The 19,987-nt window shown below is 71.5% G+C and carries 17 protein-coding genes and 1 pseudogene; 9 read left to right on the forward strand and 9 right to left on the reverse strand.

From position 1 onward, the window contains the following. From AAW14_RS23560 to AAW14_RS23575, 4 genes and pseudogenes are all read left to right on the forward strand, one after another. Nucleotides 1–277, forward strand: a pseudogene (locus tag AAW14_RS23560) (hypothetical protein); the annotation flags it as partial. Between the two features lie 16 nt (nucleotides 278–293). Next, complete coding sequence (locus AAW14_RS23565; protein WP_265565930.1) at nucleotides 294–1,058, forward strand: DUF4239 domain-containing protein; 765 nt, start codon at nucleotides 294–296, stop codon at nucleotides 1,056–1,058. A 199-nt stretch (nucleotides 1,059–1,257) separates the two neighbouring features. Next, nucleotides 1,258–1,989 carry a hypothetical protein gene (locus tag AAW14_RS23570; RefSeq protein ID WP_265565931.1) on the forward strand — a complete coding sequence of 244 codons (732 nt, stop codon included), beginning with the start codon at nucleotides 1,258–1,260 and terminating at the stop codon, nucleotides 1,987–1,989. Nucleotides 1,990–2,103: 114 nt separating this feature from the next. Then, entirely contained in the window at nucleotides 2,104–2,769 is a 666-nt protein-coding gene (locus AAW14_RS23575) for a class F sortase (protein WP_265565932.1), read from the forward strand. 1 nt (nucleotide 2,770) lies between these two features. Here the strand turns inward: AAW14_RS23575 and AAW14_RS23580 are convergent, their stop codons facing one another. Both AAW14_RS23580 and lysX read right to left on the reverse strand, forming a co-directional pair. Continuing rightward, a complete protein-coding gene (locus AAW14_RS23580; protein WP_265565933.1) occupies nucleotides 2,771–3,622 on the reverse strand; it encodes a polysaccharide deacetylase family protein in 852 nt (283 codons plus the stop codon). A 160-nt stretch (nucleotides 3,623–3,782) separates the two neighbouring features. Next, nucleotides 3,783–7,067, reverse strand: coding sequence for a bifunctional lysylphosphatidylglycerol synthetase/lysine--tRNA ligase LysX (lysX, locus tag AAW14_RS23585; protein ID WP_265565934.1), 3,285 nt, complete (start codon nucleotides 7,065–7,067; stop codon nucleotides 3,783–3,785). A gap of 209 nt (nucleotides 7,068–7,276) precedes the next feature. On the opposite strand from lysX, the gene AAW14_RS23590 reads away from it, so the two are divergent. The 4 genes from AAW14_RS23590 (at nucleotide 7,277) to AAW14_RS23605 (ending at nucleotide 10,035) form a co-directional block, all read left to right on the forward strand. Next, complete coding sequence (locus AAW14_RS23590; RefSeq protein WP_265565935.1) at nucleotides 7,277–7,738, forward strand: universal stress protein; 462 nt, start codon at nucleotides 7,277–7,279, stop codon at nucleotides 7,736–7,738. A gap of 274 nt (nucleotides 7,739–8,012) precedes the next feature. Then, nucleotides 8,013–8,579 (forward strand): sigma-70 family RNA polymerase sigma factor, encoded by a 567-nt coding sequence (locus AAW14_RS23595; RefSeq protein WP_265565936.1) that lies wholly within the window; start codon nucleotides 8,013–8,015, stop codon nucleotides 8,577–8,579. Nucleotides 8,580–8,716: 137 nt separating this feature from the next. Continuing rightward, nucleotides 8,717–9,232, forward strand: coding sequence for a hypothetical protein (locus AAW14_RS23600; RefSeq protein ID WP_265565937.1), 516 nt, complete (start codon nucleotides 8,717–8,719; stop codon nucleotides 9,230–9,232). A 143-nt stretch (nucleotides 9,233–9,375) separates the two neighbouring features. Next, nucleotides 9,376–10,035, forward strand: coding sequence for a zf-HC2 domain-containing protein (locus tag AAW14_RS23605; protein ID WP_265565938.1), 660 nt, complete (start codon nucleotides 9,376–9,378; stop codon nucleotides 10,033–10,035). Between the two features lie 259 nt (nucleotides 10,036–10,294). On the opposite strand, the gene AAW14_RS23610 is transcribed toward AAW14_RS23605, so the two are convergent. Together AAW14_RS23610 and AAW14_RS23615 are read right to left on the reverse strand one after the other, a co-directional pair. Continuing rightward, on the reverse strand, nucleotides 10,295–11,155 hold the full coding sequence (locus AAW14_RS23610; RefSeq protein ID WP_265565939.1) for an Fpg/Nei family DNA glycosylase: 861 nt from the start codon (nucleotides 11,153–11,155) through the stop codon (nucleotides 10,295–10,297). A gap of 72 nt (nucleotides 11,156–11,227) precedes the next feature. Continuing rightward, entirely contained in the window at nucleotides 11,228–13,312 is a 2,085-nt protein-coding gene (locus AAW14_RS23615) for a SpoIIE family protein phosphatase (RefSeq protein ID WP_265565940.1), read from the reverse strand. Between the two features lie 1,034 nt (nucleotides 13,313–14,346). Here AAW14_RS23615 and AAW14_RS23620 point away from each other — a divergent pair. Continuing rightward, nucleotides 14,347–15,771: a lipase maturation factor family protein gene (locus AAW14_RS23620; RefSeq protein ID WP_265565941.1), complete on the forward strand. Its 1,425-nt coding sequence runs from the start codon at nucleotides 14,347–14,349 to the stop codon at nucleotides 15,769–15,771. Here the strand turns inward: AAW14_RS23620 and AAW14_RS23625 are convergent. Genes AAW14_RS23625 through AAW14_RS23645 form a run of 5 tightly spaced genes read right to left on the reverse strand, consistent with a single transcriptional unit; the run spans nucleotide 15,759 to nucleotide 19,981 of the window. Next, the gene (locus tag AAW14_RS23625) at nucleotides 15,759–16,598 is read right to left on the reverse strand and encodes an amidohydrolase family protein (protein WP_265565942.1); all 840 of its coding nucleotides are present in this window, start codon (nucleotides 16,596–16,598) and stop codon (nucleotides 15,759–15,761) included. The two genes, AAW14_RS23620 and AAW14_RS23625, sit on opposite strands and share 13 nt — an antisense overlap. After that, a complete protein-coding gene (locus AAW14_RS23630) occupies nucleotides 16,595–16,909 on the reverse strand; it encodes an L-rhamnose mutarotase (protein ID WP_265565943.1) in 315 nt (104 codons plus the stop codon). The genes AAW14_RS23625 and AAW14_RS23630 overlap by 4 nt, the downstream gene beginning before the upstream one ends. Further along, complete coding sequence (locus AAW14_RS23635; RefSeq protein ID WP_265565944.1) at nucleotides 16,906–17,892, reverse strand: aldo/keto reductase; 987 nt, start codon at nucleotides 17,890–17,892, stop codon at nucleotides 16,906–16,908. Before AAW14_RS23635 ends, AAW14_RS23630 begins: the two co-directional genes overlap by 4 nt. Beyond that, nucleotides 17,889–18,644 (reverse strand): SDR family NAD(P)-dependent oxidoreductase, encoded by a 756-nt coding sequence (locus tag AAW14_RS23640; RefSeq protein ID WP_265565945.1) that lies wholly within the window; start codon nucleotides 18,642–18,644, stop codon nucleotides 17,889–17,891. The genes AAW14_RS23635 and AAW14_RS23640 overlap by 4 nt, the downstream gene beginning before the upstream one ends. Further along, on the reverse strand, nucleotides 18,641–19,981 hold the full coding sequence (locus AAW14_RS23645; RefSeq protein WP_265565946.1) for an L-fuconate dehydratase: 1,341 nt from the start codon (nucleotides 19,979–19,981) through the stop codon (nucleotides 18,641–18,643). The genes AAW14_RS23640 and AAW14_RS23645 overlap by 4 nt, the downstream gene beginning before the upstream one ends. Between the last annotated feature and the right edge of the window lie 6 nt (nucleotides 19,982–19,987).

A 19,987-nucleotide genomic window follows, 5' to 3' on the forward strand; every position in this document is an offset into this window, starting at 1 on the left:
CCCCCCGCCCAAGCCCGTGCCGCCGCCCCCGCCACCCCACACCGTGGCACCGCACCCCCGGCCGGCCCCCGAGGCGGCCGTCGCTCCCTCCCCGACGCCGGCCCCGACCACCTCACCCACACCGAGCCCGCATCCCTCGGCCAGTCCGGTGCACTATCCGCCGTACCACGCGGTGTCCCGCCCCCGGCCACCCCACGACGGCCCGTCGCCGCTCACGTTCACCCTGCTCATCGCCGCACCCGCGGTGTTCGCCATCGCCGCGCTGCGTCCCCGCTGACCCCTGGAGGCACCTCTTGTCGGAATGGCTTGTTCTCGCCCTCGCGATGGCGGCTGCCTGCGCCGTCGTGATCGTGGTGACCCTCGTACGGCATCGGAGGGCCGCCGCGGACGAGGATCCGTCCGAGACCCCGGACGTGATCGAGTACATGACGATGTGGATCGGCGTGGTGTACGCCATCGTGCTGGGCCTGGCCATCGCGGGGGTCTGGGAGGCCCGCAGCGCGGCTCAGGATCACGTCAAGGCCGAGGCGCAGGCGCTGCACGAGATCTCGGAGCGGGTACGCGTCTATCCGGCAGACGTCCGCGACCGCGTCCGTGCCGACGTCAACGCATATGTCGGCCATGTCGTCACCACCGAGTGGAAGACCATGACCGATCACGGCAAGGTGACCGTCCGCGGTGACGCACTGCTCGAGCGGATCCGTGCGGATGTCACCGACTACCAGCCGAAGACGGACTTCCAGGCCCAGTCGTACCAGCCGCTGCTCGACCAGGTGGCCGCGGCCGACACGGCGCGGGCCGCCCGCGCCGACTCGACGGGGCCGACCATGCCGCCGGTGGTGTGGTTCGGGCTGATCGCGGGGGCGGTCGTCACCATTGGGATGGTGTTCGCGCTGCAGATCCGGCGTACCCCGCGCGAGCTGGTCCTCGCCGGGCTCTTCTCCGCGCTGATCGCCTTCCTGCTCTTCTTGATCTGGGACTTCGACGCGCCCTACAGCCGGGGAATCACGGCCTCCACGGAACCGTTCCTGGCGCTGTTCCCGCATCTGCACGGGTGACGGGCCCTCACCGTCCTCCGGCCGAACGGGGGACGGACACGAGCCGTGTCCGTCCCCCGTTCGGCGCAGCCGTGTGCCCCGATCGCGCGACTGCGATCGCGCCCACGCACGCACATTCTTTACATTTCGGTCATCGAGGTGCATTTCTGGCAGGCGGAAAAGGTCCGCAGCAAGCTCCTCGGGGACCTGGAGGCTCTTCATGCGCGTGCTACGCGTCGCTTCGGTCGCACTGCTGGGCTGCACCGCCCTGGCCTGCACCGCACCGACATCCGTTGCCAGGGGCGACCACGAAACCAGCCGCACGGCGTTCGACTACAACGTGCAACCGACGACGATCGGGCCGGGCGAGCGGATAACGCTTCCGGTACGCGGCTGCCACGACAATGCGACGGTCTTCTCCGGCGCCTTCGACACGGTCACCATCCCCAAGGGCCGAGCGTCGGGCGAGGCCACGGTCGCCCGGGACGCCCGGCCCGGGGCCAATTACGACGTGACGTTCCAGTGCGGCCACGAGTTCGGCCACAGGAATCTGGCGATAGCGGCCGCGCACGAGAACGGAGGCGGAGGCGGAGGCGGCGGCGGTTACGGGAACGGCAACGGATACGGGAACGGCAACGGATTCGGTCTCGGGAACGGAATCGGTCTCGGGAACGGAATCGGCAACGGAGACGGCAACGGATACGGCCGCAACGAGGGGGGCCGCAATGATGGCGGTCGCAACGAGGGGGGCCGCAATGATGGCGGTCGCAACGACGGCGGCCGCGATTCCGGGCGGTCCGGTTACGAGCGGCACGGCGTGCACGCCGGGGTAGGCGGCAGCATCGGTGGCTTCGATCCGAAGGAGATCGGTCTCGGAGCGGTGCTGATCGCGGGCTCGATGGGTGCGGCCTGGCACATGTCGCGTCGGCGTACCGCCAACGGCCGGTCCTGAGCGCGCCTCACGGCCCTTCCGCGCCGGCTCCCGTTCGGGGTCCGGCGCGAAGGGCCGTGAGGCGCGCGTTCCGATCCGAGGCGCGGCGACGGCCGCGTCGAGAGGGGAAGGCGAATGTCTGCGTCCGAGTCGGCCGAAGGAGAGGGGGGGCCGAGGAAACGGGCCCCGTGGGGTGTGATGGCGCTGCTCCTGCTGACGGGCCTCGCCCTCGTGCGCAACGGCTCGGGAGAGTTCGCCGCGGGCCCGCCGCAGCCCGCGTCCGCGGCGGCGCCCGATGCCCGCGGCGGCCCGGGCGCCGACTCCCTCGGCGCGCCGGCCCCGCTGCTGTACTCCGTGGTCGACCGCGTCCGCATCCCGGCGCTCCAGATCGACGCCCCGGTCATGCCCGTGGGCCTGGACCTGTCCGGCTGGGTGGATGCGCCGCCGCCGGGCGACCCGAATCTGGCGGGCTGGTTCACCGGCGGGGTCTCGCCCGGCGAACGGGGGACCGCGGTGATCGTCGGCCATGTCGACAACAGCCTGGGGCCTGCCGTCTTCTACGGGCTCGGCTCGCTGAGGAAGGGAAACCGTGTCGAGGTCGAGCGCCGGGACGGGAAGACCGCGGTGTTCGAGGTCTACGGGAACGAGGTCTTCGACAAGTCCGACTTCCCCGGCGACCGCGTCTACGGGAACAAGGGAGCCCCGGAACTGCGCGTCATCACCTGCGGGGGAGATTACTCCAGTCGGTATGGGTACAGCGGCAACGTGGTGGTCTTCGCCCGTATGGTCGCGGTGCGCTGAGTCAGTCGGACTGCCTGCTGGGCACGGTGAGCTGGTACCCGGCATCCAGAAGGACCGGCAGATACGCGTCCAGGGCCTCCACGGTCCCCGAGCGCTCGCCGCCGGCGTCGTGGGACAGCAGGATGACACCCGGGGCGGCGCCGTTCTCCACGCGGTCGACGATGTCGGGGGCGTCGGGGGGCGGGGTCGTCCAGTCGAGCGAGTCCAGCGTCCAGGCGAGCGGCTCCATGCCCAGCTCGGCGCCGAGCTGGAAGACGTTCCGGTTCCAGGCCCCGTAGGGAGCCCGGAACCACCGCGGGGCCTCGCCGTAGGCGTCCTCGATGACCTCGCAGGTGCCCTCCATCTCCGCGCGGATCTCCGACCGGGTCAGCTGGATCAGCAGCGGATGGGTCCAGGTGTGGTTGCCGACGACATGGCCGTCGTCGGCCATCCGGCGCAGCAGGTCCTTGTTGTCGACGGCCATCTCGCCGCAGACGAAGAACACCGCGCGCACGTCGTACTCCCGCAGGATGCGCAGGACGTCGGGGGTGTACCGGGGGTCCGGGCCGTCGTCGAAGGTCAGCACCATGGTCTTGCCTCGTCCGGACAGGCTCAGGATCGGCTCACTGCGGACGGCGACGGGTGCGGGCGTGTGCCGCGACGAGCCGTAGCCGGCCATGGGCTGCAGCCGGAAGGCGGACGGCTTCAGCGGGGTGCGCGCCTGAGGGCCCGCGAGCCCGGCAGGCCCCCGCACCCGTCGCGCCGGGGCGTCGGCGCCGAGCAGCCTGGCCGCACCCGCCGCTCCGCCCAGGCCCAGGACGGCGGCACCGGCGAGCAACGCCCGGCGCCGGATGGGCAGCTGATCCTTCTTCATGATTTCATGATTCATCAGTCACTCGGACGAGCGGCGTCACGCCCGCGCAACACCGGTGACGCGGCGCAGAACCACCCGATGGGCCCAGCCGGTGACGGGGCGCAGAACCCCCGATGGGCCCAGCCGATGACGCACGCGGCAGCTCGGCCGGCCGGGTCGGTCACCGGCGGCGTACCAACGGGAAGGGCAGGGTCTCCCGGATCGTCAGGCCCGTGAGGAACATGACCAGGCGGTCCACACCGAGGCCGAGGCCGCCCGTGGGAGGCATCGCGTACTCCAGCGCGTCGAGGAAGTCCTCGTCGAGTTCCATCGCCTCGGGGTCTCCCCCGGCGGCCAGCAGCGACTGCTCCGTGAGCCGGCGCCGCTGCTCCACGGGGTCGGTCAGTTCCGAGTACGCGGTGCCCAGTTCGGTACCGAAGGCGACCAGGTCCCAGCGCTCGGCCAGGCGCGGGTCGGTGCGGTGCTGCCGGGTCAGCGGGGAGACCTCGGTCGGGAAGTCCTTGTAGAACGTGGGCAGCGTCGTCCTCTCCTCGACCAGACGCTCGTACATCTCGAGGACGATCTCGCCGCGGCCGTCCTCCGACCGGTACGGCACGCCCGTGCGGTCGCAGTGACGGTGCAGGGACGTGAGGTCCGTGTCGGCGTCGACCGCCTCACCCAGCGCCTCGGAGATCGCCTCGTACACCGTCTTCACCGGCCAGGGCCCGGAGATGTCGCTCTCGGTGCCGTTCCGGCGGGCGACCGGCGTGCCGAAGGCGGCCCGTGCCGCTCCCTGGATCAGTTCCCGGGTGAGGTCGAGCATGACGTCGTAATCCGCGAAGGCCTGGTAGGCCTCCAGCATCGTGAACTCGGGGTTGTGCTTGTGGGAGACGCCTTCGTTGCGGAAGGTGCGCCCCAGCTCGAAGACCTTCTCCAGACCGCCGACGCACAGCCGCTTCAGATACAGCTCGGGTGCGATGCGCAGATAGAGGTCCAGATCGTAGGCGTTGATGTGGGTGGTGAAGGGGCGGGCGTTCGCGCCGCCGTGGACCTGCTGGAGCATCGGGGTCTCGATCTCCAGGAAGTCCCGGTCGAGCAGCCCCTGCCGCAGGGCCTGTACGACGGTGGAACGTGCCCGTACGATCTCGCGGGCGTCCTGGCCCACGACCAGGTCGAGATGGCGGCGGCGCACCTTGGCCTCGGGGTCGGCCAGGCCATGGCGCTTGTGGGGCAGGGGGCGCAGACACTTGCCGGTGAGCTGCCAGGAGGTGACGAAGACGGTCGGCTCGCCCTTGTCGCTGGTCCCCTTCTCTCCCGTGGCGGTGATGTGGTCGCCGATGTCGGCGTCCCGGCCGAACCGTTGCAGCGCGGACCGGGAGTGCGTGCGGGTGAGGGCGATCTGGAGGTCACCGGACCAGTCGCGCAGGACGACGAAGACGATGCCGCCGAAGTCGCGGACGAGCATGACACGGCCCGCGACCGTCAGCCGCTCTCCCTCGGGGGCGTCGCGGGCCTCGGCGAGCGTGTGCGTGGGCGGGGCGACGCCGACGGGGTAGGGGTCCGTGCCGTCCGCGCGCAGCCGGTCGAGCTTGTGGTGGCGGATGCGGAACTGCTCGGGCAGGGCGGCGGTCGAGTCGGCGGCCGCGGTCGCGCCCCCATCGGGCAGGCCGAGTGCCGACAGCGACGGCAGGCCCTCGGTGGTCGCGGGCTGGAGGCCGTTGGCGCGGTGTCCCTTGCCCCACAGCGTGCGCAGCGAGGGCACGGAGACGAAGCCCTCGGCGATGCCGGACGCCAGTCCGATACGGGCGAGGGAGGCGGTCTCGCCGTAGCAGATGAAGCGTGGATACCACTCGGGGTGGTACTTGGCGTTGGAGCGGTACAGCGCTTCCAGCTGCCACCACCGGGAGAAGAACAGCAGGAGGCGGCGCCAGAGCCTGAGGACGGGTCCGGCGCCGATGCGGGCGCCTTCCTCGAAGGCCGAGCGGAAGACCGCGAAGTTCAGCGAGATCCGCCGTACGCCGAGCTTGCCCGCCACGGCGCACAGCTCGGCGACCATGAACTCCATGACGCCGTTGGGCGCGGTGCGGTCACGGCGCATCAGGTCGAGGGAGATGCCGTCCCGGCCCCAGGGGACGAAGGAGAGCAGCGCGAGAAGCCTGCCGTCCGCGCTGAGGGCCTCCACGAGCAGACAGCAGCCGTCCGCGGGGTCGCCCAGCCGGTCGAGGGCCATCGAGAAGCCACGCTCGGTCTCGGTGTCGCGCCAGGCGTCGGCCCTGTCGACGATCTCCTCCATCTCCTCGTCGTTGAGGGCGGCGTGGCGGCGGACGCGGCAGGTGGCGCCGGTGCGCTTGACCCGGTTCACGGCCTGCCGGGTGACCCGCATGTCCCGGCCGTCGAGGTCGAAGCCGGCGACGTGCAGGATCGCCTCGTCGCCGAGTTCCAGCGCGCCGAGCCCCGCGCGGGCGTACGCCTTGGCGCCCTCCTCGGAGGCCCCCATGACGGCGGGCGCCCACGCGTGGCGGCGTGCCACGTCCAGCCAGGCGTCGATGGCGTGCGGCCAGGCCTCCCGGTCGCCCACCGGGTCACCGCTGGCGAGACACACGCCGACCTCGACGCGGTAGGTGACGGCGGCCTTGCCGCTGGACGAGAAGACGACGGCCTTGTCCCGGCGGGTGGCGAAGTAGCCGAGGGAGTCGTCGGCGCCGTATGCCTGGAGCAGGGCGCGGATGCGCGGCTCCTCGTCGCCGTGCAGGGCCGCTTCCATGCGCTGTGAGCGGAAGAGGGTGGTGGCGGCGTTCAGCAGGGCGAGCGCGCCGAAGAGACCGAGCAGGAAGGCGAGCCAGTGCGGTGGCCGTCCCGTGAAGGAGCGCCCGGAGACGAGCCCGCCGCAGACCCGGTTGGCCGCCCACAGCAGTCGCTGGCCGTGCTGCAGCGTGCCGGGGAAGAGTTCCACCAGCCCCCAGCCGAGCAGGATCGCCACACCGAGCCCGGCGAAGAGCACGGCAAGGGCACGCCAGACGGCGCCTCGCCGGGAGGCGGCGTAGAACTCGTCGCGGGCCGCGATCAGCAGGACCAGTGCGAGCCCCACCAGCACCAGCGACGGGATGGACTCGTCGTACAGGCCCACGGCGAGGCCGAGGCCGTCGATGAGGACGTTCAGACCGAGGTAGACGACGACCAGCCACCAGGCGACCTTCTTGCGTGCGGCCGTCGCGCCGGCGAGCAGGAAGAGGAAAACGGCGTACGCGAGGTTCTCACTGACCGGGACGAGCAACAGTTCGAGAACGTGGACCACCGGGCGCAGCGGTTGCCGCAGGGGGGCGACGAAGGCGAGCAGCGCGCACAGGGTGCCCAGGGCCGCGAAGAAGGCGGCGAAGACCTCGGGTACCTTGCCGAGGAACCGCCGGGTCGGCCGGGCCGGCCCGTCGGCGCGCCTCGCTCCGGCGGCCTCGACCGTGGCACTCATGGTTCCGACTCTAGGAACAGGCGGGGCGCGGCGCCCGTCGAGCAAGCCGTGCAAACCCCGGGAGCGGTGCCCGGCGTCGGCTCACGTCCCGCCCGCGCCCCTCCCGCCCCACGACTCCCTCTTGTCTCCCCCTTCCCCGGCTGTCTCGCGGGTGCATCCCGCGTGGCCCGCACGGCCACGGAACTGGGGCTTCCGATAGCCTCGCAGCCGTGACGGAACAGCACTCGCACCCGTTCGAGCGGGGCACGGACGGGCCCAAGGTCATCGTCGTCGGCGTGGACGGCTCCGACTCCTCACTGCGGGCAGCCGCCTACGCCGGCGGGCTGGCCAGACGGCAACACGCGCTGCTCGCGGTCGTGTACGTGCAGCCCGTCATGGCGGCGGGAGCGGCGCTCGGGGTGCCGGTGGCGGAGACCACCGACGAGATCGCGGAGGACCTGGTCCAGTACATCCGGGAGGCCGCCGAGCGCGTCAAGGACATATTCGAGGTGCGCTGGGAGTTCCACACCTTCCGCGGCGACCCGTACAGCGGCCTCGTCAAGGCGGCCGACGAACTGAAGGCGGACGCGGTCGTGGTGGGCGCCTCCGAGCAGGCGGGCCACCGGATCGTCGGCTCGGTGGCGATCCGGCTGGTGAAGGCGGGCCGCTGGCCGGTCACGGTCGTACCGTAAGACCACCGGGCAGCCGGGCATGGAATGCGGTCGGCGCGCGCACCCTCGTCCAGGCCTGCCGCACCTGTCTCCTCGTGATCCGCCGTCAGCCCGGTGCCGTCCGCGAAGAGGTGAGGCTCATGGCGAGGCTCGGAATGGGTGAGGGGATTCTCCGGAGCCGATCGAGCACATCACCGACCGCTCGCCGCACCGTTCACCGACGAACGGCGACCGCCCACCGCACGACCACGCCCGCGCGCTGTCCCGGCGGGGCGCGGCGCGCTGCCATACGTCCATGACGGCCGGAGTCACCACTCCTTCCACCGGGACGACCGCTTCCACCGGGACGACCGCCGAGCACGAGCTGGCCGAGCTGCAGCGCGAGCACGGCCGCCCCCTCTTCGCCCTGCTGCTCAGGCTCTCCGACGGCGACCGCCAGCGCGCCGAGGATCTGGTGCAGGAGACACTCGTGCGCGCCTGGCAACACCCCGAAGCGCTCCGCGCGCATGATTTCGACTCCGTGCGCCCCTGGCTGCTCACCGTCGGCCGACGGCTCGCCATCGACGCACGGCGGGCCCGCCAGGCGCGTCCCGCCGAGGTCGGGGACGCCGTACTGGAGAGTGCCCGGGTGATCGCCGACCACGCGGAGCGGTCCGCCGCAATGCTCGACGTGCGCGAGGCTGTGAAGACACTCACTCCCGAGCACCGCGAAGTTCTGGTGCAGGTGTATTTCCGCGGGGCGAGTGTGGCGGAGGCAGCCGAGGCCCTGGGAATCCCGCCCGGTACGGTGAAGTCCCGCGCGTACTACGCGCTGCGCGCCCTGCGCCGGATTCTTCCGGGTTATGCGGCCGACCTGCGGTGAAACCGGGGGCCGAGTCAAACCTCCGTAAAGCGCCTTGCTGCGGACCACGGTTGAGCAATCAGCTTGCTTCATCCGTGTTCCGGACTGAGGGGCCCGGGTCCGGGCGACGCGCACGTACCGGAGGAAGGCAGGAAGGGATGCTGCACAGAGGCCAAGAGAGCACGGACGGCACCGGCGGCGGTGAACTGGCCGTCCCGATGGCGTGGCTGTACGCCGAGTACATCGCCGACGAATTGCTGCGCACCGGCGACCTCATGCCGCCGACGTCCTTCGAGTTCCGTGCCGGGCGCGACGCGCTGGCACTGACCATCTTCCTCTCCGACACCGCGGGTGAGCTCCCGGGCATCCGGGTCGTCTCTCAACTGGAGACCTGGCTTTCGCTCACGGCGTACGACCAGCCGTGGCAGGACTGGGTGCGCGAGAGGATGGCCGAGCTGGCCGCCGACGCGGTCGACTCGGGCGGCCCGGCGCCGGACCTGGACCTGGCCTCCGCGGCCTGGCGCTGGCTGGAGGAGACCGAGCTGCTCGCCCCTGACCTGGACGCGGTACCCGGCGGCGGCGCGGTGGTCGGCGAGGACGACGGCCCGAAGGTCTGGACGCCGGCCTGGCAGCTGGGGCTCCCCCTGGGACATCTCGCCATCCATCTTTTTTGAAGACGGACCAATCCGGGGACCCGACGGCTCCGAATGTCTTGGCCGCGATTCGGTAACGGCCTTGAGTGATTCAGGCGTCTGGTCCGTACCGGTGGGCAACAGCAGCACCACCCCCACCCCGCCCACCGGCATGAGGATTTGGTATGAGGTCCCTGGAACGCCATCGCGACGTCGGCGCCTACGCGCTCGGCGTGCTGGACGAGGCGGAAGCCTTCCGCTTCGAGGACCACCTCATGGAGTGTCCGAGTTGCACGGCGCACGTGACCGAGTTCCGGCCCGCCGCACGGCAGCTGATGCTGTTCCGGAGGGCGACCCCACGGTCCGTGCACCCCTTCGCGGCTCCCGGACCCCGAGTGCTCGAGCGTCTGCTCGACGAGGTGGCGGACAAGCATCGCAACGGACGCAGGCGCTGGCTGTACGCGGTCGCGGCCGCCGCGGTGATCGCGGTCGGTGGGCCCACGGTGGCGGCGATCTCCGGCGAGGACTCGTCGGACACGGCCGCGAGTGCCATGACCGCCACCGACCCCGACACGGGCGTCTGGGCGCAGCTCACCACGCAGGACCGGATCTGGGGGAGCCAGGTCGACGTGACGGTCAAGGACAAGTCCGGACCGCACCCCTGCAGGCTCGTCGCGGTCGGCAAGGACGGCTCGGAGCAGACGGTGACGAGCTGGATGGTGCCCGCGGACGACGGCGCGGCGACCAGCGTCCAGGGCGGCTCGGCGATGCGGTCGCAGGAGATCGACCACTTCGAGGTGCGCACCAAGGACGGGCAGCACCTGGTGACCCTCAAGTCCCGCTGATCCCCCGACCGGGTGCCGCTCGCCGTACGGTCTCCCTTCGGCCGTGCGCAACCGCCTGCGGGGGCGACGCCGGTCAGCACGTGGCCGGTCTCCCACGGACGCGCCGCGCCTCCGGGTCGGACCTCGCCACAGGACTTCCCTGGTGTCCATCCCGGCCGCGGCGTGGTGCCCGGCCACGGCGCGGTGCCCGGCCGCGGCGCGGCGCCAGGGCCCCTTGGCCGACAGATCGCCGACAGATCGCCGCTCGCCCGGTACCGGACTACTTCAGCAGCCGGGACAACCTTCGGTCCGCCAGCGGTTTGCCGCCCGTCTGACACGTCGGGCAGTACTGCAACGAGGAGTCGCTGAAGGACACCTCGCGGATCGTGTCGCCGCACACCGGGCAGGGCTCCCCCGTGCGGCCGTGAACCCGCAGCCCGCTCTTCTTCTCCGCCTTCAGGCGCCCGGCGGCCAGACCCCGTGAGCGTCCGACCGCCTCGGTGAGGGTGGCGCTCAGCGCCTCGTACAGGCGGTGGGTCTCCTCGGGCGACAGCGACGCCGCCAGCTTGAACGGGGACATCCTGGCGGCGTGCAGAATCTCGTCGCTGTACGCGTTGCCCACGCCCGCGATCAGGCTCTGGTCGCGCAGCGCGCCCTTGATCCGACGGCGCTCGCCCGCGAGGAGCTTCGCCAGACGCTGCTCGTCGAAGTCGGCGGCCAGCGGGTCGGGGCCCAGGCGGGCGACGCCCGGAACCTCCTGCGGATCACGTACGACGTACACCGCGAGCCGCTTCTGGGTGCCCGCCTCCGTCAGATCGAAGCCCTCCCCCGTCTCCAGCGCGACCCGCAGGGCGAGCGGGCCCTTGCCGGGGCGGGGCGGGCCGTCGGGCAGACGGTCCTTCCACTGGAGCCAGCCGGCGCGGGCCAGATGGGTCACGAAGTGCAGTCCGTCGGCCTCCATGCCGAGGAACTTGCCGTACCGCCGCACGGCCGTGACCTCGCGGCCCTCGAAGGCGGTGACGGGAGGGTCGTAGGTCTTCAGGACGCTGATCGCGACGGGCAGCACGCGCACGACCCGCCGGCCGACGAGGTGGTCGGTCAGGAAGTCCTTCAGCGCTTCGACCTCGGGCAGTTCCGGCATGTGTCCAGAGTGCCACCCGCCACCGACACCGCGACTCGTCGCCCGCGGCTCCTGCGCGACCGGCTCCCGGCGTCAGCCGCGCTTGCCGACCATGAACTCGCACCAGACGACCTTGCCGCCGCCGCGCGCGTCCACACCCCACACGTCCGCGAGCCGGTCGACGAGCAGCAGTCCGCGCCCGGATACACCCAACTCGCCCGCCTCGCGACGGCGGGGCAGTGCGCTGGAGGAGTCCTCGACCTCGACCCGGAGCCTGCGGTCATGGCCGGTGATGACCCGGAGCGTGACGACCGCGGAGCCCTCGGTGTGGATCAGGACGTTGGTGATCAGTTCGTCGGCGACCAGCTCGATCTCGTCGGAACGCTCGCCTGCGCCCCAGGCACGGACGGCGGCGCGGATCATATGGCGGGCCGAGGTGAGCTCCTCCGGCCGGCCGGGCGCCACATGCTGCTGGAGACGGCCGCCGGACCGCTGGGCCAGAGTGCGGCGCTGCAGGAGCAGCAGGGCCACGTCGTCGCCGCCGCCCCGCTCCTCGGCCACGTCGATGAGGCGGTCGGCGAGGTCGCGTACGTCCTCCGGACCGGTGCAGACAAGCTCCCGCAGGATGTGCATGCCCTCGTCGAGATCGGCTCCGGGCTGTTCGATCAGGCCGTCGGTGCACAGCACCAGGGTCTGTCCCGGCTCCAGTTCGACGGTGGTGACGGGGTATTCGAGGCGGTCGAACTCGGCGGACAGCCCGAGCGGCAGGCCGCCCTCGACGGGCAGTCGCCCGCATCCGCCGTCGGGCCGCCGCAGCAGCGGGTCGAGATGGCCGGCCCGGACCAGCTGCACCACTCCCGTGGACACGTCGGCCTCGGCGTACAGACAGGTCGCGAAGCGCTCGGTGTCGAGTTCCTTGAGGAAGACCGAGGCACGCGCCATCACGGTGGCGGGCGTGTGCCCCTCGGCGGCGTACGCGCGCAGGACGATCCGCAACTGCCCCATGACGGCGGCCGCATGCGTGTCATGGCCCTGGACGTCGCCGATGACGGCGCCGATGCGGCCGCCGGGCAGCGGGATCAGGTCGTACCAGTCACCGCCGATGTCCCGGCCGAGGGAGCCCGCGGCGCCACCCGCGCGGTATCGGACGGCGACGTCGGCACCGGGCACGCTCGGGATGGAACGCGGCAGCATCGCCTGCTGGAGGCCCTGGGCGAGGTCCTTCTCCTGCTCGTAGAACATGGCACGCTGCAGGCTCTGCGCGATGCTGCTGCCGAGCGCGACGAGGACGTTGCGCTCCTCCGGGGTGAAGCCGCGCCGGTCGTTGTAGAGCAGGCCCAGCGCGCCGATGGGGCGGGCCTGCACGATCAACGGCAGATAGGCGGCCGAGGTGATGTGCAGATCCGTGAGATGCGGCCACAGGATCGGGTACCGCTCGGCGAACTCCTGCGGGGACTCGATGAACTGCGGGCTGAGCGTGCGCACCGCCTCGCTCATGGGGTACTGCTCGTCGACGCGCGTGACCAGCGTGCCGGGCACGAAACTGCCCTCCGGGCCCTCGGCGACCAACCGGATACGGCCGGCCTCCACCAAGCCCACGACCAGGCTGGTCGCGCCGAGGTGGGTGAGACCGTGGCTGTGCTTGAGGACGTCGATGACGTCCTGCACGGTGCGGGCGTGGGCGAGCGCGGCGGTGGTGATCTGGACGATGTTCGTCTGCTGGCGCAGGGCCTCGTCCTGGGCGCTCTGGTCACTGCGCGCGTTGCTGTCGCGCAGTTCCGTGGTGGCGTCGCGGACTATGCCGATGATCCGGCGCGGCCGGCCCGTCTCGTCACGCCGGATGTAGCCCTGGGTGTGGGTCCACCGCAGGGTGCCGTCCCGGCGGCGGATGCGGAGGTAGGTGCCGTAGTTCTCGCTGCCGTCCTTGATGGCCTGGGCGACCAGGGTGTCGAGGCGCCGGCCCTCGGGCGACGGGATGCGCATGGTCAGGGTCTCGGGTCGGCCGTCGAACTCCTCGGGACGTACGTCGAAGATCTCGTGGGCCTGGGCGTCCATGTGCAACAGCCCGGTGTCCAGGTCCCAGTCGAAACTGCCCATGCCGTTGAGCGCCAGGATCGGATCCGGGTGGGCGGGCCAGTCCTTCGGGAGTGACAAGGCGCTCGCTCCCCGATCAACCATGGGGCCACCTTGCCAGGGTTTCCCGGAATCTTCGAGTTCTGCCCGTAGTCGCTGCGAGGCCATACGGGCGGCCCGTGGCTCAGTGCTCCCGGACACCGGCCGGGCTGTCGGCACGGGCATCCTCGCCGGGGCTCTCGCCGGGAACCTACACCTCGTGGTTCAGGACCGCGGCGGACGGCTTACGGTCGTCGCCGGGCTCCCGCGAAGGCGAGGCGACGCTGTCACCCGGGGACGGCGGGGTCGCCCGCGGGGACGCTCCACCGTCCCCGCAGAGCCGCTCCGAGTCGAGGACGGCCGTGTCCCGTCCGGCCGCCTGGCGGACGGGTTCGGGCGCGGCACACTCTCCTCGGCCGCGTTCGGCGGTCGTACGACGACGTGCGGCGACTGTGGGGCCACCTCCGGACGCCCGTCATCGCGTACGACGACGTCCCGGTGCCCGTCGTCCCCGACCCGCCGCTCGATCCACGCGTGCCCCCTCTCGACGTCGACGATGGTGATGCGCGCGACGATCCGCGGGGCCGGGGCCACCACGATCACCCGCGCGAGCCAGGTGCCCGTGCCGGTCGTCGGCCGCGACGACGGTCTGACCGGCGGCACCGCGGAGGTGACCGTCGAGTCTGTGAAGGGGGCGGGGCCGCGGACCGTGACCGGTTGGAGGAGGACCTCGCCACCTGTCCGGTCCACGGGCGTCGGCGCCGTCTCGCCGCAGGCGGCGGAGAGCAGGGCGGCGGCCGACAGGACGCAGACCGCACCGAAGGCTCTGACGGCCGCGTTCAGCGCCCCGGCGGACGCCTGGCATGGCCCGGCGGACGCCTGGCATGGCCCGGCGGACGCCTGCCGCGTACCGGCGGACGCCGTCCGCGTCCCGATGGGCGTCTTCACCGCGTTCTCCCGCTTCGTCCCGGGCAATGTCGTGACCATTGTCTGCGGCACTCACACCGGTTACGCAAGCCGAGCGAAGAGGCACACACGGTCACGAGCCGATCGGCCCACACGGGGTACGGGGCCACACTGGAGGGAGAGGAGCGTTCACCGTGGAGTGGTTCGTCGCACCCGAGTACTGGCTGAGCCGACTGGTCTTCCAGCGGTCTCTGGCCGTCGTGTACCTCGTCGCCTTTCTGACCGCGGCACTGCAGTTCCGTGCGCTGATGGGAGAGCGCGGGATGCTGCCGGTGCCGCGTTACCTCGCCCGGTTGTCCTTCAAACAGGCACCGAGCGTCTTCCACTTCCACTATTCGGACCGGTTCTTCGCCCTCTGGTCGTGGGCGGGGTGTGCGGTGTCCGTGGCGCTGATCGCCGGTGTCGACTCCCAAGTGCCGCTCTGGGCCGGGATGTTGTTCTGGCTGATCCCGTGGGCGCTGTATCTGTCGATCGTCAATGTCGGCCAGACCTGGTACGCGTTCGGCTGGGAGTCCCTGCTGCTGGAGGTCGGCTTCGTCGCCGTGTTCCTGGGCAACGACACGGTCGCGCCGCCCATCGTGGTGCTGTTCCTGCTGCGCTGGGTCCTGTTCCGGGTCGAGTTCGGCGCCGGACTGATCAAGATACGCGGGGACGCCTGCTGGCGGCAGCTGACCTGCCTCGACTACCACCATGAGACACAGCCGATGCCGGGCCCGCTGAGCTGGTTCTTCCATCATCTGCCGAAGCCGCTGCACCGGGTGGAGGTGGCGGCCAACCACGTCACCCAACTGTTCGTCCCCGTACTGCTGTTCACCCCGCAGCCCATCGCGACGGCCACCGCGTCCCTGATGATCCTGACCCAGTTGTGGCTGGTGCTGTCCGGCAACTTCTCCTGGCTGAACTGGATCACGATCGTGCTGGCCCTGTCTGCGGTCGAGTTCCCCACCGCTCCCCCGCATGTGTCCGGGCCGCCGCTGTGGTACGAGGTCGTGGTCCTGTCGGTCGGCACGGGTCTGGTCGCCCTCAGCTACCAGCCCGTACGGAACATGATCTCCCGCAGCCAGGTCATGAACCGCTCCTTCGACCCGCTGCACCTGGTCAACACCTACGGCGCCTTCGGCAGTGTCGGCCGGACCCGGTACGAGGTCGTGATCGAAGGCACGGCGGACGACCTGCCCCGGGAGGATTCCGACTGGCGGGAGTACGAGTTCAAGGGGAAACCGGGCGACCCGCACCGCTGGCCGCGTCAGTACGCCCCCTACCACCTGAGGCTCGACTGGCTGATGTGGTTCGCCGCGCTCTCCCCCGCATACGCGGCCTCCTGGTTCGGCGGTCTGGTCGAACGCCTCCTGGAGAACGACCGCGACACGCTACGGCTGCTGCGCCGCTCCCCGTTCCCGCCGGACGCCCCGCCGCGCTTTGTGCGGGCGAGCCTGTACCGCTACCGGTTCACGACATGGCGCGAACTGCGGGAGACGGGGGCCTGCTGGGACCGCACCTACGTACGGGAGTACCTGCCTCCGACACGGCTCGCCGCTCCGGTGGCTCACAGTCGGTAGACGCGGGCGGCGGTGCCTTCGAAGATCTGTGCGCGCTCGCCCTCGCCGAGGTCCTGGATCAACCCCGCTGCCGTGTCCGCCACTTCGGCGTAGGTGGCGGCCAGCGTGCACACCGGCCAGTCCGAACCGAACATCAGCCGGCCGGGGCCGAAGGCATCCAGCACGATGTCGGCGTACGGGCCCAGGTCCGCCGGACTCCATGTCCTCCAGTCGGCCTCCGTCACCATCCCCGAAAGTTTGCACACGGTGTTGGGCAGGGCGGCCAGCGCACGGATGTCCGAGGCCCAGGGCTCCAGGGCCCCGGAGGCGATGGGCGGCTTGCCCATATGGTCCAGGACGAACGTCAGCCGCGGCAGCGCGCTCGCCGCGTCGACACAGGCCGGCAGCTGGTGCGGCAGGACCACCAGGTCGTAGACGAGACCGGCATCGGCGACGGCGGCGAGGCCGCTCAGCACATCGGGCCGCAGCAGCCAGCCGGGGTCCGACTCGCCCTGGACCTGGTGCCGGATGCCGCGCAGACACCGGCCGCCCGGCCCCTCCCGCAGCCGGGCGAGGGCGTCCGCGACGTCGGGAGCGGTGAGATCGGTCCAGCCGACGACGGCGGAGATCAGGCCGGTGGCGTCCGCGAGAGCGAGAAGCTCCGGGGTCTCCTCGGCCACCGTCACCGTCTGCACCAGCACGGTCCGGTCGACACCGAGGCCACGGGCCTCGGGTTCGAGGTCCGCCATGGTGAAGTCACGGCGCAGCGGCGCGAGTTCGGGTCCCGTGATCCAGTCCTGGTCGCGGGCGCCGAGACTCCAGACGTGGTGGTGGGCGTCGACCGTCACGGCAGCTCCCACACGACGGGCAGGCCGGCGTCGGCGCCCTCGCCGGAGTAGTCGTGGACGACGGTGAGCAACCGGGACATGCGCGCCTGCCAGGCCACGTTGACCGGCAGATCCTCCAGTTCGGCCAACAGCCGCGGGTAGTCCTCGCACTCCAGCACGTGGAAGAGGTCCGTCCCGCTGCGCCAGATCGTCCAGGAGGTCGCCCCGGCGGCCCGGATCGCCTCCGTCAGCTCCTTCGGCACCTCGCGGTGGGCCGCCTCGTACTCCTCGATGCGGTCGGCGCGGACCTTGGTGTGCAGCGCGACTCTCATGACGGCTCCTCGGCGGGGACGGGGGCATGGGCCGGCAGGAGGCCGGTGTCCTTCAGCTCCTGCCAGAGGGCATCCGGTACGGTCGTGGCGAACTGCTCGGCGCAGTCGCTGACTTCGGCCGCCGAGCGCGCCCCGACGAGCACGCTCGCCACGGCCGCGGGGGACGAGCAGAACGCCAGGGCTGCGGCCCGCAGCGTGGTGCCGTGCCGCTCCGCAAGCGTCCGGAGCCGCCGGGCCCGGTGGAGCAACTCCTCCTTTGCAGGAGCATAGTTGTAGGTGGCACCCGGGCGGGGGTCGGCCAGCAGGCCCGAGTTGAACGCGCCCCCGATGACGACCGACACGCCGCGCTCGACGGCCGCCGGCAGCAGTTCGGTCAGTGCGCTCTGGTCGAGCAGGGTGTACCGGCCCGCGCACAGCACCACGTCCACATCCGTCTCGCGTACGAACCGGCTGAGCATCTCCGTCTGGTTCATCCCCGCACCGATCGCGCCCACCACGCCCTGCGAGCGCAGTTCCTCCAGCGCCGGGTAGCCCTCCCGGAAGGCCTGCTCGGCGTGGTCGTCCGGGTCGTGCAGGTAGACGACGTCCACGCGGTCGAGGCCGAGCCGTTCGAGGCTGGCTTCGAGACTGCGTCGTACGCCGTCCGCGGTGAAGTCCCAGACGCGGCGGTGGGTGGCGGGCACGGCGAAGCCATGGGCGAGGTCGTCGCCGCCGGCGTCCGTGGGCTCCAGCAGGCGGCCCACCTTGGTGGAGACCGTGTACGCGGTGCGGGGGTGCTCGCGCAGGGCCGCACCGAGGCGCCGTTCGGACAGGCCGAGTCCGTAGTGCGGGGCCGTGTCGAAGAAGTGGATCCCGCTCCGCCAGGCGGTCCGAACCGCCTCGTGGGCCTGATCCTCGCTCACCTCGGTGTAGAGGTTGCCGATCCCGGCGGCGCCGAAGGCCAGCCCGCCGACCTCGACGCCGCTCCTGCCGAGGGCGCTCACCGGGCCACCGGGCGCAGCCGCAGGCCCTGCATCCCGCCGTCCACGGCGAGGGCGGTCCCGGTGGTCGCGCCGGACAGGGGGCTCGCCAGGTAGGCGATGGCACCGGCGACTTCGGCCGCCGTGACCAGCCGGCCCGTGGGCTGGCGGGCCTCGAGAGCGGCACGTTCGGCGACCGGGTCGGGGGCCGCGTCGAGGAGTCGGCCGATCCACGGGGTGTCGACGGTACCGGGGTTGACGCAGTTGACCCGGATTCCCTCGCGTACGTGGTCGGCGGCCATGGCGAGGGTGAGCGAGAGGACGGCGCCCTTGCTGGCGCTGTACAGCGCCCTCTGCGGCAGCCCCGCCGTCGCGGCGATCGAGCACGTGTTCACGATTGCGGCGTGCGCCGATGCGCGCAGCTGCGGCAGTGCCGCGCGGGAGGTGCGGACGACACCGAGGACATTGACGTCGAGCACCTGCCGCCACTGCTCGTCGTCGTTGTCCTCGACAGTGCCCTGAGCGCCGATGCCCGCGTTGTTGACCAGTACGTCCAGGCCGCCCAGTTCGGCGACGGCGGCAGCCACGGCCGTGCGCACGGAGGTGTCGTCGGTGACGTCGGCCCGGTACCCGAGCAAGGGCTTGTCCACGGACGCGGGATCGAGGTCCAGGACGGCCACCCGGGCGCCGCGCCGGGCCAGCAGTTCGGCAGTGGCCCGTCCGATGCCGGAGGCCCCGCCGGTCACCAGCGCCGCCAGGCCTTCGAAGTCGCTCATGCCGCATGCCCCTTCTCGCGGTCGAGGTCGGCGGCCCAGAAGGTGCCGCCGGGGAACGTGTACCGCGCGATGGACTCGGGCCGCATGGCGGCCGAGAAGCCCGGTGCGGTGGGCGCCGTGTAGTGGCCCCGCCGGATCACCACCGGCTCGAGGAAGTGCTCGTGCAGATGGTCCACGTATTCGATGACCCGGTCGTCGGTCGTGCCGGACAGCGCGACGAAGTCGAACATCGACAGGTGCTGGACGAGTTCGCACAGCCCGACCCCGCCCGCGTGCGGGCAGACGGGCACCCCGAACTTGGCGGCCAGCAGCAGGATCGCGAGGTTCTCGTTGACACCGCCGACGCGGGCCGCGTCGATCTGGAGGACATCGATCGCCCCGGCCTGCAGGAGCTGTTTGAAGACGATGCGGTTCTGGACGTGTTCGCCGGTGGCGACCTTCACCGGGGCCACGGCCTCCCGGATCGCCGCATGGCCGAGGACGTCGTCGGGGCTGGTCGGTTCCTCGATCCAGTACGGCTCGAACTCGGCGAGTCTCCTGGTCCAGTTGATCGCCTCGTCGACGTTCCAGCGCTGGTTGGCATCGATGGCCATGCGGATACCGGGGCCGACGGCGGAACGGGCGACCCGGCATCGGCGTACGTCGTCGGCGAGGTCCGCGCCGACCTTCAGTTTGATCTGCCGGAAGCCGTCGGCGACCGCCTGTGCTGCCAGCCGGGTGAGTTTCTCGTCGCTGTAGCCGAGCCAGCCGGCCGAGGTGGTGTAGGCGGGGAACCCCCGGGCCAGCAGCCGGGCGATGCGCTCCTCGGCACCCTGCTTGCCGCGCCGCAGCAGCTCCAGCGCCTCCTCGGGCGTGAGCGCGTCGGTGATGTAGCGGAAGTCGATCTGGCGGACCAGCCACTCCGGGTCGGCCTCGGCGAGCAGCCGCCACAAGGGCTTGCCCGCACGCTTGGCCGCCATGTCCCACACGGCGTTGACCACCGCGCCGATCGCCATGTGCATCACGCCCTTCTCGGGCCCCAGCCAGCGGAGCTGGCTGTCGGCGATCAGGTCATGGAAGACCGATCCGGGGTCGTCGCACACCTCGTCCACGGTCCGTCCGACCACGTGTCCGCGCAGTGCCTCGATCGCGGCGACCTGTACCTCGTTGCCCCGCCCGATGGTGAACGTGAAGCCGTGCCCCTCGAGGCCGTCGGCCGTGTCCGTACGGAGGACGAGGTAGGCGGCCGAGTAGTCGGGGTCCGGATTCATCGCGTCGGAGCCGTCGAGCTCCCGCGAGGTGGGGAAACGGATGTCGAAGGTGTCGACCGCGGTGATACGGGCGGCAGTTGGGGACACGGGAGG

It is taken from the genome of Streptomyces hygroscopicus (assembly GCF_026168105.1).
GTDB lineage: Bacteria > Actinomycetota > Actinomycetes > Streptomycetales > Streptomycetaceae > Streptomyces > Streptomyces hygroscopicus_D.